This window comes from Marinomonas alcarazii (assembly GCF_003208215.1).
Classification (GTDB): Bacteria; Pseudomonadota; Gammaproteobacteria; order Pseudomonadales; family Marinomonadaceae; genus Marinomonas; species Marinomonas alcarazii.
Genome location: NZ_QKLW01000001.1, coordinates 576,234 through 590,941 on the forward strand (window position 1 = coordinate 576,234; position 14,708 = coordinate 590,941).

Consider the following 14,708-nt stretch of genomic DNA (forward strand, 5'->3'; position numbering starts at 1 on the left):
AAAGTACTAGATCGTGTTGGAGTGGTAGTTCAGTTGGTTAGAATACCTGCCTGTCACGCAGGGGGTCGCGGGTTCGAGTCCCGTCCATTCCGCCATTACTTATATTAAGTTTGGCAAAGAGTTTGATAATGTAAAAGTTATCTCAAAGCGGGTGTGTAGCTCAGTTGGGAGAGCGTCGCCCTTACAAGGCGAATGTCGGGAGTTCGAACCTCTCCACACCCACCACTAACTAGACAGTGGGCTTTTTACTTAGGTAGAAGCAAAAGTACTAGATCGTGTTGGAGTGGTAGTTCAGTTGGTTAGAATACCTGCCTGTCACGCAGGGGGTCGCGGGTTCGAGTCCCGTCCATTCCGCCATTACTTGCTCAGTCAAGTAATGCAAAATGTTTCTTATAGTTTTATCGCTATGTATGAACGGGTGTGTAGCTCAGTTGGGAGAGCGTCGCCCTTACAAGGCGAATGTCGGGAGTTCGAACCTCTCCACACCCACCATTTGTTAATAATAAATTTCCTCATAATTATCTGATCTTAAAAAGCTTCTACTTTCCTCAAGTCATATAATATTTGTGATCAAAATTTTTCTTGATTTTTGATGTCACTAAAGTGTGACCGACTCGTGTCTTATTTTGCAGTTCGTACCAATAAGTCACACATTCCCTAGTTTCTCTTTTTTAATACCTTGTTTGACTTTATTGGCTTTCTCTTCCTTTCAGTTAATTTAAAGCTTGAATTGCTTTATGCTCTCGCCAGATCTTGTATGAGTAGATTTCTATAAAAAAACGTTGTGACCTGAGTTTATTTCGATCAATGCTCTTAGTGACGCTAAGGTCGGTCTGCGCGTGAAGGTAGGTCATGAGTAAGAGCTAACTGAACGAAACGCTATAAGCGTGTTAGTATTTTATTAACGTGTGATCAAAAGGGGGCGAGTATCTCCAACAAGTCATTGGAGAGTAGCCAAGGTAGATTGAAGACCACTATTGATCTTCAGAATATGGTGGCAGAACTGCTTAATTGCCCATCTTCTATCAATTACGAGTATCAAGAGCTACTAGATGTTATAGGGTCGTATGAAACATATCCTGATCAGCATGACTCTACTGTAAATGGTCAGGTTGAGGTGTTGAAGGTTTATGTTGTTCAAGCTGTCCAAGTCTAAGAATCACTTGAACGAGCTCAGGAGTGGATGCACTCGGAAATTCCTGTTTTAGGTAAGTTTGTGCCAGTCACATTGATGAATAATCAGAGTAGCCGTAAAGATGTTTTGCAGGTGTTACGCACAATGGAGTTTGGAGAGTATGTTTAAAGGTTTTGATAGCAAGAAATATCCTGCTTGTCTTTAAGAAATATCAGCCTTGGCTGAAAGCGCGTTTGACAATAAGGAAAAACTCAAAAATAGCTAAGTACACCGAGCGAGGTATTCAATGACTTGAGCCTATAGGAGTGGGGAGGGGGGAAATCTTGTTCGCGATTCTTTGTGGTGTATTAATGAGGGGGCGCTTAAAGCGATATATAGCGAACAATCAAAGTACTCCCTAGGGTAGAATTCACTACAAATAAAGTAATGGGTGTAGAGATGGATTCTGTCATTCGATATATCAGTATACTGGAGCTTCTACCGATTGCGCCTAAGCCAAGTATCTCAACAAAGACATACTCGAAAAGTTAGAGCGTAAAGGCTTTTCAGTAACTTTTCGTAGCTTGCAACGCGATCTTGTTGCATTAGCTAAAAACTATCCAATCATCTGCAATGACAAAGTTCGTCCGCATAGGTGGTGCTTTTCTGAAGACTATCAGGGAAGTTTTGCTGCATTCTGCAGTGAGTACAATTCTCGTAAACGAATATTTGCTAGGCATAATGCCGACTCCGCTTTTATTTCAGTTATCCCCGCAATTGAATCGTGCAAAGAGCTTTCTTAAATCTCATTCTGACAGACCTTATGTAAATTGATTGGAAAAAGTCAAAATAGTTTCAGATGGTAAGGTGCTAATGCCCGCACAGATTGAGCTAGATATTTGGGCAACAGTGTGCGAAACGATCATGTCAAATAAGGCATTAGATATGACGTACTACAGTCGTTCTAAAGACAAAGTTCATTCAGGCGCTCTTCACTCTCATGAATAATGATTTGAAAAAGTGACACATACGTTCTGGGTCTTGTAACGATTATGATAATGTAAGGCATTATGCTCTGCATCGTTTCAGAAGTGCGAAGTTATCTTCGTCTGACTTCCGCCCTAATCCAAGTTTTTCGCTTCAGTGTTACATAGACGATGGCGAGCCTGGGTTTAAGTATTCTGACGAATCACTCCATCTTGTGGCCTTGATTGACAAAGGACTAGCGAAAAGACTTGAGGAAACAAAATTGAGTGATACCCAGACTATACTGGAAACTGATTCTGAGGAGTGGTTCCTGCTTCGAGCTGTAATTCCTGATGATAGAGATACGCGCGCTTGGTTGCTTAGCCAAGGAGCCAGCTTAATTGTGCGTGAACCTGTATCTCTTAGAGATGAGCTGCTTGAAGAGGTAGCTGCGATTCAGACATTGTCTGTCAGTTTGGATGGACTATTTATCAAAAACAAATAAGAATATTGGTTTTTGTAAAAATTGTTACAATATGTAAATAGGCGGCATTTTATGGTAATTAAGTTTTGCTTATCTACTAAAGCTGTGTAAATTCTAATCAATATCAATTAGTTGCCGCGGGCGTCGGTTTTGATAATGTTTGGAGGGTGAATGGTAGAGACTGTATGCAGGATTAACGTAAAACTGAAAGATGTCACGTTTGATAAAAAGCTCAACGCGATTGTATTTAGTAATATCAGCAGGAGTGGGAACAAATCAGTAGACCTGATAGGTAATCTCGTAACTTTACTTGCGAAAGTTGCTAACAGTAAAGGCTCACCTATAGAAGAGCGTAAGAAGAAAGTTGGCTTCAAGCTTGATGCAAGAAAGACTGCCTTAACTGAGCTCAGGTTTCTTCTCCACCTGTACGAGTAGTGACTCTCTTTCAAGGAGCAACAGATTCTTATGGTGCCTATGGGAATGATACTTATTGGTGCTGTGGACTCATGGACTTAGCAGGCAATCTACCTTGATCAACCCCATCGAATTGAAACTCTAGATTTTCTGATTGAACTTAATCAAAAGCTAGGAGCAACCACTTAATAGTATTATATGATCTTAACTTAGCGTACCGTTATGCACATCAGATGTTTACAATGAAGGGCGGGAGTATATTTCTCTAAAAAAAGCCGGAAAACATTCCTGATTTTGACATGATGAAAGCTTTATTTGGCATGCATTTCCATATTTCTCAAGACCCATTATTTGACACTACTAAGTGCACTCCATTTGGAAAAGTGCGTAATTTGACAACACAGGGAGTAACCAATGGATGCCTATCTAAGTAGCTTTACAGAAGAACAGTGGCAATCTTTGTCGAGCTTTGGACTAACACCATTCATGCAAAGTGAAGTACTTGCCATACCATCGTCAATGTTTCTTGATGATCAGCAGTGCCTTATGATTTTGGAAAAAATTATGCCAGTTATTAAGGCGCCTAATATCAAAGTTACAGTGTCTTTGATTCTTAAACGAGTAGCATTTTTAACGCTTGCCCCAGTGTTGTTCGCCATGTCTCGTTATGATAAAGGATTGAATGTGAAGGAAGGGAATAGTGTGTTTCACTTTGCTCAAGAAGATGATCATTGGCGGTCAAGCGTGGCTTTAAAGAAGTTATCGGTGAGCCAGCCTGATGGTAATCGAGTTGCATGGCGGGAAAAGTTGCTGCATAACGCTTTTGCTGGGCACCTGACACTTCTTGTTGAGCAATTTCATCGCCTGACTCGCACGCCAAAGAATATTCTCTGGGAAAACATTGCAATTCGAGTTTTTAGTATCTATGAAAGCCGTATTTTACTAGGGGTTCCAGAGGAGCGAAAAACTGTTGCTCAGGAAGATTTTTCGTTGTTACTGGATCCGAACACGACTGAATTATTTGGCTTACCTAAAAATCCCATCGCAGATTTTTACTTCGAAATGTCTCAAGTCCCATACATAGAGGAGCCTGTTCGAATACGACAAACTTGCTGTTATTACTATCAAACCACTGATCCAGCAGATTATTGCGGTGCATGCCCATTACCATTGAGATTACTGCGACGTAAAAAAACTCAAGGCTTGCCCTAAAGCGTATTCAGCATAAATGTATAGTGAGGCATGATAGTAGAGTTATCTTGTTATGAAGTTAGCTTTAACTTAAGGAGCTATTAAAAAGCTCATTAGGATACAAACGCGCTCAACTAGAACACCCAATCGCACTCTGTGCGATGATATCCTGATCTTATGTAGTTGCAGAGTTTGTGTAGGAAAAATGCGAGTACGGGTAGCGATTACCTTGTAATGAGAGCTCAAGCTTAAAGTGAACGAGTTCAAGACACATATCGCGCACAGCATTGAAGGTGTTAAGTTTCTTGGGGTGGAAATCGGAAGTTGATATACCTGAATCCGAGTCAAGAAGCTGTATATGTTCAATCAAAAGCTCAAGCCGATGATTTCACGAAATGGCGTCAAACCGTTAAACCAAATGATCAAGTAGCTGACTTCATAATTAGAGTATTGAATCAATGCACCATGATTGATAATGCAAGTGGTGAATTTTGATGAAGAGAAAAAATGGGATGTGTTGTTAAGTGCGTATCCTGAATATAAGTTTACATGAGAGATGTATACGAGGCCTGTATGTACGGTCTTGTTATATGGGGGGAGGCGACAAGGACTCACCCCACATAACACTAATATTTTAATCTATATTGAAATTTTGTAGAGTTGCATCAAGATCTGATCCTTTGGCTACTTGAGCTAGTATAAATGGCTTAATTCGGTGTGCTGCGATTGATGGCCTCTGCAAAAATAGCGATTACGGTATGGACTTCAGCTCTACTGATAATAAGCGGTGGAAGGAAGCGAACAGTCGATCCATATCTTCCTCCTACTTCAGTAATGAGTCCTAGTTTGAGAGCTTCTTTTTGCACTAGTAAAGCTCTCGCTCCATCTAGAGCGTAGTTCCCCATATGGTCTTTTTCTGACATGGGGTTGACGATCTCAACACCTTGCATCAGTCCAATGCCTCGAATTTCTCCAATGATCGGGCTGTTTATCCCTTTAAGACCATTTTGGAGAACATTCCCCATTTCTTTCACGTGATGATGTAATGAGTGTTCTTGAAGCTGTTTCATGACCACTTGACCAGTGGCAAGAGCGAGTTGGTTGCCACGGAAAGTACCAGCATGGGCGCCGGGTTTCCATTGGTCGAAGTCTTCGTGATACACCACGACCGCCAGCGGTAAACCGCCACCAACGGCTTTGGATAGCACCATAATATCTGGCTCTATACCGGAATGCTGAAAGGCAAAGATTTCTCCTGTCCTACCCATGCCTGCTTGAACTTCATCGAGAATCAAAGCGATGCAATGGCGACGAGTGATATCACGTAAGCCTCTTAACCACTCCTGGTTAGCGGGTATTGCTCCTGCCTCACCCTGTACGGCTTCTACAATGATTGCGGCCGGTTTCAGTACACCAGACTCTGGGTCACTGAGCATGGACTCTAATTGTCGAAGGCTGATTTGTACGCCATTTTCTCCGGCACCATAAGGGCAGCGGTGCGCATGAGGGAAGGGCAGGAATTGAACATCCGGCACGGTGGGGCCAATGAGGGATTTTGGCCCTAGGTTGCCCATTAAGCTGAGTGTACCTTGCGTCATACCATGGTAAGCGCCGGAAAAAGACAGCACGGTACGCCGTCCAGTTGCGGTTTTGGCGAGTTTGATCGCCGCTTCAACAGCATCTGCACCGGACGGACTGCAAAATTGAATGCGACTGGTGCGGCGCATAGCTTCGGGAAGCAAAGCAAACAGTTTGTCAATAAAGGCTTCTTTTATTGGTGTGGTGAGGTCTAGCGTTTGCATCGGGATGGCGCTATCAAGGGTCTCTCGGATCGTTTGCTGTATCTCTGGATGGTGGTGCCCTAAAGCCAGTGTTCCCGCTGCCGCCAATGCGTCTATATAGATCTGTTGGCGGCTATCTTCAACAAAAATACCATGGCTTTTGCTGAGAGAAAGGGGAAGGCGTCTAGGATAGCTGCGGGCGTTAGATTCTCGCTTTGCCTGCTGTGTGAGCAAATGGTCTGGTTCTAGAATACGCTCTTTTTGGTGAATAAAGCGGGCTAGCCCCCCTAGCAAATTACTGGAAGTGCGCGCCTCTTCTTGTACAACCGATTCGCAAAATATTGAACTCATATAAGCTCCATTGACGAGTATAAGGTGTTAAACCTGTGCCGTAGTCTGGTGGCCAGTGTCTTGTTCGAGAGCATCTCTTAGGCTTTTAGGGCGCATGTCTTGCCAATGTTCTGATATGTACGCAAGGCAAGAGTCTTTGGTGCCTTCTTGGCCTACTTGTGTCCAGCCGTTAGGGACTTCTTTAAACGTTGGCCAAATAGCGTATTGCTCTTCTTGGTTGATGACGACTCGGAATTGAGTATCTGGGTTGTCAATGCTCATAGTGTCTGCCTTTACATATATTAAGTATTGTTAATGTGAGTGATGATAATTTAAATGAAAATAATTATCACTAGCTTTTAAATTATTTTCTCTTTGTGTATGATCGCTAGCAAATTCTGGTAATTAGGCTTGGTGAAATAGCTAAGCGTTTGGTTTTTAAGATTTTGAGAAAAGGTTTACGCAATGGTGGATAGTGCTACAAGTGTTCGTGCGACGGTGCAATTGGGTCAATTAAGTGTTGCAGATACGGCTTTGCCATTATTGGTTGAGCCTTTAGACACTCGTAACTGGCGTGCAGTGATTGATGATATTCAGGCTGCAATTAAAGACCATTTGGAGCAATGTGGTGGCGTTTTACTACGTGGTTTTGATTTTAATGGTGAAGAAGACTTTCGCGAATTTGCTCAGACGTTTGGTCATGATTTATTGAGCTATGATTACGCATCCACCCCTCGTACTAAGGTTGATTCAGGGGTTTACACTTCCACCGAGTATCCAGCCCATCAAATAATCCCGTTGCATAACGAACAAGCTTATACGCTGAGCTGGCCGATGCGTATTTGGTTTCACTGTGTAACAGCTTCCCCAGAAGGCGGTGAAACGCCTATTGCTGATAGCCGCAAGATCTTTCAGATGCTGGATGAAAATATGCGAGAGAAGTTTGCTGAAAGAGAGCTGTTGTATGTACGTAACTATGGCAACGGCTTGGATCTACCTTGGCAAAAAGCGTTTGGTACAGAGGATGCTCAGCAAGTTGAGTCTTTCTGTCGAGCAAACAGTATTGAATTTGAATGGAAAGGCGACGGTGAGTTGCGTACACGCCAGCGTTGCCAAGCCGTTGCACAGCATCCGCGTACAGGTGAAATGGTGTGGTTTAACCAAGCACATCTATTTCACATCTCAAATCTTCCACAGCAAACTCGCGATACGCTGATTTCCATTGTGGGTGAAGAAAATCTACCTCGTAACGTCTATTACGGTGACGGAACGCCTATTGATGAGCAGGACTTAGACCATGTTCGTTCAGTGCTTGATCAATGCCAAGTGGTGTTTCCTTGGCAGGAAGGGGATGTGTTGATGTTGGATAACATGCTTGCTGCACACGGTCGTAGCGCCTTTTCTGGTAACCGAAAAATTGTTGTTGCCATGGCTGAGCCAATGGTTGGTGGACAATTGGTTTAAGAGGGGGATTTATGAAGCAAACGGTCGAACCAAAGAATTGGATTGGTGTACTGGAGCAACAGGCCAAAGATTATTCGGATAAAGTGGCTTTTGGGTACAGTGCAAAAGGTGCTGAGCTTGATCATCAAATCACCTTCTCAGAGTTGGCGGCGCGAGCGAAATCTCTGGCTGTTGTATTGCGCCAGCATGTTGAACAGGGGGAGCGAGCACTGCTGTTGATGCCGAATGGTATTGACTATGTTGTAGGTTTTTTTGCCTGTGTTTATGCGGGAGTAATTGCTGTGCCAGCGTATCCGCCGCAGCATCGCCGTAGAGACTGGGGACGCTTGGCTTCTATTACTCAGGACTGCCAAGCCTCTTTGGTGTTGTGTAGTAGTGGTCATGAAGAAAAAGTGAATCAATGGCGCGATGCACAAGCACTAACTTGTGCCATTGTGCAGGTTGATTCGGATAAAGGTGATCAGGCTGATGCGTGGCAAAGTCCAGATGTAGATAGCCATGATGTGATGTTTCTGCAATATAGCTCGGGTTCAACCGGTGCGCCAAAAGGCGTGATGCTATCCCATCGTAATCTGCTAGAAAATACTCGTTTGATCAGTGAACGGTTTGATTTTAACGCTGACTGTCAATGTGTCTCTTGGCTACCTATGTACCATGATATGGGGATGGTCGGATATGTGCTAACTCCGATTTTAAAGGGCTCGTTTGTCTGCTTGCTGCCGCCGCCATTGGTGATTCAAAGTCCTTTCGCTTGGTTGCAAACTATTAGCCGCTATCAGGAAGTGATTAGTGGTGGCCCAAACTTTATTTTTGATCATTGTGTTGATCGTATCAATGATGAGCAAAAACAGTCTCTCGATCTTTCAGGCTGGAGAACAATTCCGAACGGCGCCGAGCCGATTTTAGAGCAAACACTGAAGCGCTTTGATTCTGCATTTGCATCAGTAGGGCTGTCAGCAGAGGCAATGAAACCTAGTTACGGTATGGCAGAAGCTTGCTTATTTGTAGCGGCTATGACTACGGAACAAAGCTGGAAGACACTATCCTCCAATACCTCGGGTGAGTGTGTTTGTTCCGGTGAGCTGCATCCAGAAATGCCGATTAAGATTGTTGATCCGGCCTCATTACAAGAAGTCGAGCCGGGTGAGCAAGGTGAAATTCTGTTCAAAGGAAACAGTGTCAGTGCTGGGTATTGGGGCAAGCCAGAGTTAAACCGACAAGTATTTAACCTGACCGTTGCTGGTGAATCCGGCTACTTCCGTTCGGGGGACTTGGGGTTCGTTGCGGATGGTCATTTGTGTATCAATGGGCGCTTAAAAGAAATGCTGATCGTCAATGGCGTGAATCATTTTCCACAGGATATTGAAGCGACAGTACAAGGTATTGATGAAGACCTAACTGCCCATGGTGGCGCAGCGTTTTCATTGCCTGCTGTAGCGGGGCAGCCGGAGCGAGTGGTTCTTGTGCAAGAGTTGTCACGCCATGGTCTGCGGCGCGCGGATTTGGCTGAATTGACAACAGCGATACGCCAAGTGGTGGCTCAAGTCCATGAATTGTCTTTGTCGGCCGTTATTTTGATTTCACCCGCGAGTCTACCCAAGACCACATCAGGGAAAATTCAGCGTTTGAAATGTCGCGATTTATATCAAGACAGTGCGCTCACGATTGTTCATCAATGGCACAAGGCCGTGTCACAAGAAAGCGTTCTTCCTGAGGTCGATATGCCTCTTGAGCCTAGTGCTGAAGATGTTGTTCTGTGGTTGCAGTGGTGGGTGGCACAACGTTTAAGTACTGCCATTGATCAGGTTCCGGCGGATGCGGAGCTGGCAGCATTAGGACTGGATTCTATAGATGCGATGACCTTGATGCATGACCTTGAACAAGCAATGCAGACTAGTATTGCACAAGAGCTTATGTGGTCATCACCAAGTTTAGAGGCGTTTGCTCAGGCGATCACCGCTCAACAACAAACACTAATGAACTCAGCTAAATATGAAGATGAGTCCATGCTAGAGGGAGAAATTTAATGCCCAATTCTCTCATCAAGACTCTTCGCCGTCGTAATATTGTTCTAAGTCTAAATGGCGATAAGCTTGGCTTTAAAGCGCCAGAAGGCGCTATGACCGCAGAACTAAAAGCTCAGTTGCGAGACCAGAAGCCTGCTTTGATTGAGTGTTTGCAAGCGCAGCCAGAGCTATTTAATGCACGTGCGCTAAGCGTAAACGAACGTGCTTTGTGGTTTATGTATCGCATGAATCCTACCAGCATTGCTTACAATATGGCTTATGCGGTGAAGCTCAAGCAAGGGCTGGCGGTAGAATCTGTTGAACAAGCGTTTCAAACCTTGTTGCAAGCTTACCCAATTCTGCGCAGTGCTTATGGTGAAATTGAGGGTGAACCTGTTCAGTGGGTTGGTCAAAGTGCATCCCATCACGTTGCACCTACATCTCATCAAGCTGTACCTACATTGTTTGTTGAACACAGCGAACAGCTTGATAACGATGCCATTCAGAGTTGGTTGGCTCAAAGGGCCGATCAACCGTTCAAGTTAGAAGAAGGTGATGTTTGTCGTGGTTATTTATTAGTTAATCAAAACGGTGGGCAAACAGAACAATACCTTTTACTCACTGCGCATCATATCGCAGCGGACTTTATCTCCTTTGAGAAGATTCGTCATGACCTGCTGGCTTTGCTTAATGGTGAGGACGACACGCTTGATACTCTCGCGTATCAGTATCGTGATTGGGCTGCTGAGCAAGCAATAAGAACTCAGAACAGCGATGCGTCACTATCTTATTGGCTGAATGCTTTGGGGGATGTCCCGCAATTGCAATTGCCTTTGGACTATCAGCCAACAGCCGACACAGGTCAGTCGGGAGAAGAGCTGTCTTTCTATCTCAACTCGGAAACATCGGCGAGCATTCGTGCGTTATGTCGTGATGCAAGTATTACTCCCTATGTTTGGTGGATGAGCGCTTTCCAATGGTTTATGGGGCGGCTGTCTGGGCAAGAAGAGTTTGTGATTGGTACTCCAAGCTCAGGGCGTTTGAAGAAAGATCATACGGAACTTGTTGGGTACTTGGTAAACCCCTTAGCGTTACGTTGTCAGCTGCAAACAGGTGTGCCATTCGCTCAATGGCTGCAACAGGTGAAAGCACAGATAAACCAAGCTATGCAGCATCAGGCATATCCTTTTGCTTCCTTGGTTGAGCAGCTTAATCTGCCTCGTCAAGCTGGGCGTTCACCAGTATTTCAGCACATGTTTACTTTGAACCATGAGCGGCCAGACGCCCTGAAAGATAATCTTGTTGAAGCTGAATTATTAGCAGAACAACGGGGGGCAGCGCATGAGCTAAACCTTGTAGTGGTGGATAATCAGCAGGACTTTATGGGTAAGTGGCGCTACAACGATGCGCTGTTTAAACGTGAAAAAGTGCAAACCGTTGTGGCGATGTTCGAATACTTTATCGAGCAACTGGTAGAAGATCAGAACCTGTCACTGGAGCAAATAGCACTAGCGAAGACGGGGCTGTCGTTATCCGGTGAGCTTGAACAAGTTGTGCCACAAGCGACTGCTTGGCAAGCCTTTCAGAATTATTGCGAAGTCAAACCGGATGCATTAGCGCTGCAATTAGCGGATGAGCGCTTAAATTACCGCCAATTACTGGACCGTGTAGAAGTGTGCGCTGCTCAGCTACAACAACGTGGTGTGGTTGCCAATGATCGTGTGGGCCTGTACATCGAGCGCAGCGTCGAGCAAGTAGTGGTTATGTTGGCATGCTGGCGCTTAGGTGCGGCGTATGTGGCGATGGACCTAGGTTGGCCGACACAGCGTTTAGATTTTATTAAACGGGACGCGCAATTACGTGTCACGGTTGGAGTAGGCGAAGCGCCTGCATGGCTAGAGCAACAAGCGGATTGGTTTGATTTACGCACCAGTGTCGAATCTGACTTAAGTTCATCCGCTTTGCCTGTGGTTGAACAGATGGTAACACCCGCTACACCTGCGTATCTGATTTATACTTCGGGGTCTACCGGGCAGCCTAAAGGCGTCGTGGTTAGCCAAGCTAATTTGGCCCATTACGTTGCAGCGGCGATGCAGCGTTTAGACTTGCCTGAGCAAGCCAGTCTTGCTGCGCTAGCGGGCAGTGGTGCAGACCTTGGTTATACTGCGACGTTTGGTGCTTTGCTATCTGGTCGAGTGTTACAAATCATCCCTGAAGAGCTAGCTCTTGACGCGGACGCTTTAGCCGAACATTTGCAGATTTATCCCGTCGATTGCTTGAAAATTGTACCGTCCCATATGCATGGCTTGCTTAAGGCGACCCAGAGCCATCACGTATTACCACAGCATAGCTTGCTCTGTGGCGGTGAAGCCTTAACCACGGAGCTGGTGCAGCAAGTCAAACAGCGTCAACCCAACGTACGTGTGGTGAACCACTATGGCCCGACCGAAACCACGGTTGGTATTGTTGCTGATGAGGTCAATGCTGAGCAGCCTCATATTGCCTTAGGGCGCCCTCTAGCGGGAGTTAGTGTGCGAGTGGTGGACTATTGCGGGCATGTTGTCGTGCAAGGGTTTCCTGGAGAGCTGCAAGTATCTGGGCCAACCGTGGCGCAAGGGTACTGGCAACAGCAATCTCTTACTAAAGAGCGCTTCCTACAAGAGGAAAAAGTTTGGTATCGCACGGGTGACAAAGTTACTTGGCAAAACGGGCAGCTATTTTTTATTGGCCGCACTGATTTCCAAGTTAAAGTGCGTGGCTTCCGTGTCGAGCTCGGGGAAGTTGAAGCTTGGTTGAATCAGCAAGGCGCCCAAGCGGTCGTTTTGAATGTCCCTGATGAACGTAACAATAATCGTCTAGTTGCCTATTTAGTTACGACTAAAGATGAAGCGCTCGCTTTGCGTGAAGCGATGCAGAGCCAGCTTCCAGATTACATGATTCCAGCTCGCTGGTTAGTGCTTGAGCAATTGCCTCGTTTGGGTAATGGCAAAGTCGACCGTACTGCTTTGGCTCAGTTAAATGTAGAAGATTGCATCTTACAAACTTCTGACCTTGGCTCGGGTGAGGGCCAGCCAGAACCCATGTCGCCTGTCGAAAGTGCTTTGTTGGATGTTTGGCGGATACTTCTAAATAGGCCTGAGCTTGGCATTCATGACAACTTTTTTGCTCATGGCGGAGACTCGATTCTTGGCTTACAGATCATTGCCAAAGCGAAAGAATCGGGGATTAAGCTGACACCTAAAGACATTTTTGAGCAGCAAACCATTGCTGAGCTAGCACTCGTTGCTGAAGTCGAAGGCAGTGAGGTTGAAAAGTGTTTGTTAGCGATTGCGCGGGAAGTATTAGGCAAACCAAGCCTCAGTGCCCGTGATAACTTTTTCCAAGTAGGCGGTGACTCAATACTTAGTTTGCAAATTATTGCTAAGGCAAAAGCGCAAGGTGTTGTGGTGACGCCTAAGCAAGTGTTTGAGCATCAAACCATGGCTGAATTAGCTAATGTTGCTCAAGTGTTAGAGGCGGGTTCCACCACCGAGACGGCAAATCAATCAACCAAGCCTGAATCACGCTTAGAGTATTTCCCTCTAACGCCTATCCAGCATTGGTTTATGCAGCAGCAACAAAGCCAGCCTCAACATTGGAATCAATCGCTGCTTATGCAATGTGCGCAAACGCTTGATATGACAGCGTTACGCCATGCTGTCGCACAGTTAGTGCAGCATCATGACAGCCTGCGCTTAGCGTTTGTCAAAGAGGGCGATACTTGGCAACAGACGTATCAAACTTGGCAAGATGAATGGCTGGATGAGCTGGTTCAGGTATCTGCGCACGAAGTATCCGATACGCAATTGGCTGATTACCAAGGGCAGTTCTCTTTAAGTGAAGCCCCATTGCTACGTTTCGTATGGTTTACACCGTCTCAGCAGTTGCTATGTTGTGCGCACCATTTGATTGTGGATGCGGTGTCATGGCAAATAGTGCTGCAAGATTTGCAAAATCTCTATCAGACCGCGTTAAATCAGATATCCGTACGCTTGCCTGCGACAACGTCTGGCTTGGATGCTTGGCAACAATACCTAGGCGAATGGGCGAATGCACTGCCGCAGCAAGAGATCGACTTTTGGCGTGAGCAACACGAAGCGCAGCAGCCCAAGGCCGATGCAGAAAACCTTTATCGTCATAGCGCCCATTGCCAATTAGAGTTAGATCAAGATACGACTCAGCGTTTACTGACCGAATCTCATCAAGCCTACCGCACGCGTATTCACGAGATTCTGTTAACCGCGCTGGTACAGACTCTGGGGCATGCCAAAGGATTGCAGCATATTGCCGTGGAGCTGGAAGGGCATGGGCGTGAAACGGAGCAAAGTGATCTCGATCTGTCCCGCAGTATTGGCTGGTTTACGAGTCGTTTCCCATTGCGTTTGCCTGTTTTGAGTCAACCAGAGCAAGCTATCCCAGCGGTGAAAGAAGCATACCGCAACATACCAAACAATGGTTTGAGTTATGGCTTGGCACGTTATTTGGCAGATGCTAAAGGGCAGCAGCCATGGCCAGATACATCACTGGTGACCTTCAATTATTTAGGTCAGCAAACCATTGCTATGGGGTCAAATAATGAGGGGGCTTTGTGGCAATTAGCGCAGCCTTTGTGTCCTGCAATGCGTGCTGACGACAACCATCGTACCCATTTACTTGATGTGAATGCATTGGTACTGAATGGATGCCTGGTAGTGGATTTCCATTATCCCACTGAACATCCAGAGTTTGTGGAGGCGCCAGACCTCGTCGAACAGTTTGCCGACAATCTTAGAAACCTAGTAGAGCATTGCTGCTCGCCATCGGCTGGCCGTGCGACGGCATCAGATTTCCCAGAGGCAGGTATTGATGATGCAGCATTCTTAGCTCTACTTAAAGAACTGCAAGCAGCACAACTTGATCTCGTTTCGGATTCTTAATAG

General features: G+C 45.6%; 9 protein-coding genes and 4 tRNA genes. 11 read left to right on the top strand and 2 right to left on the bottom strand.

Annotation, left to right across the window (positions count from 1 at the left end):
* Positions 1-18 precede the first annotated feature (18 nt).
* From DFP75_RS02610 to DFP75_RS02645, 8 genes are all read left to right on the top strand, one after another.
* Positions 19-95 (top strand) — tRNA-Asp (locus DFP75_RS02610).
* A 54-nt stretch (positions 96-149) separates the two neighbouring features.
* Positions 150-225, top strand: a tRNA-Val gene (locus DFP75_RS02615).
* Between the two features lie 55 nt (positions 226-280).
* Positions 281-357, top strand: a tRNA-Asp gene (locus tag DFP75_RS02620).
* Positions 358-416: 59 nt separating this feature from the next.
* Positions 417-492: transfer RNA gene (locus tag DFP75_RS02625), tRNA-Val, on the top strand.
* Between the two features lie 472 nt (positions 493-964).
* Complete coding sequence (locus DFP75_RS18295; protein ID WP_137169579.1) at positions 965-1,156, top strand: hypothetical protein; 192 nt, start codon at positions 965-967, stop codon at positions 1,154-1,156.
* Positions 1,157-1,987: 831 nt separating this feature from the next.
* The gene (locus tag DFP75_RS18650) at positions 1,988-2,122 is read left to right on the top strand and encodes a hypothetical protein (RefSeq protein WP_281270035.1); all 135 of its coding nucleotides are present in this window, start codon (positions 1,988-1,990) and stop codon (positions 2,120-2,122) included.
* A gap of 193 nt (positions 2,123-2,315) precedes the next feature.
* Positions 2,316-2,585, top strand: a complete 270-nt coding sequence (locus DFP75_RS18815) for a WYL domain-containing protein (RefSeq protein ID WP_484170952.1) — start codon at positions 2,316-2,318, stop codon at positions 2,583-2,585.
* Positions 2,586-3,392: 807 nt separating this feature from the next.
* Complete coding sequence (locus DFP75_RS02645) at positions 3,393-4,190, top strand: IucA/IucC family C-terminal-domain containing protein (protein ID WP_110571945.1); 798 nt, start codon at positions 3,393-3,395, stop codon at positions 4,188-4,190.
* A 686-nt stretch (positions 4,191-4,876) separates the two neighbouring features.
* Here the strand turns inward: DFP75_RS02645 and DFP75_RS02650 are convergent.
* Both DFP75_RS02650 and DFP75_RS02655 read right to left on the bottom strand, forming a co-directional pair.
* A complete protein-coding gene (locus tag DFP75_RS02650; protein ID WP_110571947.1) occupies positions 4,877-6,301 on the bottom strand; it encodes a diaminobutyrate--2-oxoglutarate transaminase family protein in 1,425 nt (474 codons plus the stop codon).
* 27 nt (positions 6,302-6,328) lie between these two features.
* The gene (locus DFP75_RS02655; protein ID WP_110571949.1) at positions 6,329-6,562 is read right to left on the bottom strand and encodes an MbtH family protein; all 234 of its coding nucleotides are present in this window, start codon (positions 6,560-6,562) and stop codon (positions 6,329-6,331) included.
* Positions 6,563-6,745: 183 nt separating this feature from the next.
* Between DFP75_RS02655 and DFP75_RS02660 the strand changes: the two genes are divergently transcribed.
* The 3 genes from DFP75_RS02660 to DFP75_RS02670 are packed head-to-tail and all read left to right on the top strand — an operon-like array spanning position 6,746 to position 14,705.
* Positions 6,746-7,744 carry a TauD/TfdA family dioxygenase gene (locus DFP75_RS02660; protein ID WP_110571951.1) on the top strand — a complete coding sequence of 333 codons (999 nt, stop codon included), beginning with the start codon at positions 6,746-6,748 and terminating at the stop codon, positions 7,742-7,744.
* 11 nt (positions 7,745-7,755) lie between these two features.
* Positions 7,756-9,771, top strand: coding sequence for an AMP-binding protein (locus tag DFP75_RS02665; protein ID WP_110571953.1), 2,016 nt, complete (start codon positions 7,756-7,758; stop codon positions 9,769-9,771).
* On the top strand, positions 9,771-14,705 hold the full coding sequence (locus DFP75_RS02670) for a non-ribosomal peptide synthetase (RefSeq protein WP_110571955.1): 4,935 nt from the start codon (positions 9,771-9,773) through the stop codon (positions 14,703-14,705). Before DFP75_RS02665 ends, DFP75_RS02670 begins: the two co-directional genes overlap by 1 nt.
* The last annotated feature ends 3 nt before the right edge of the window (positions 14,706-14,708 follow it).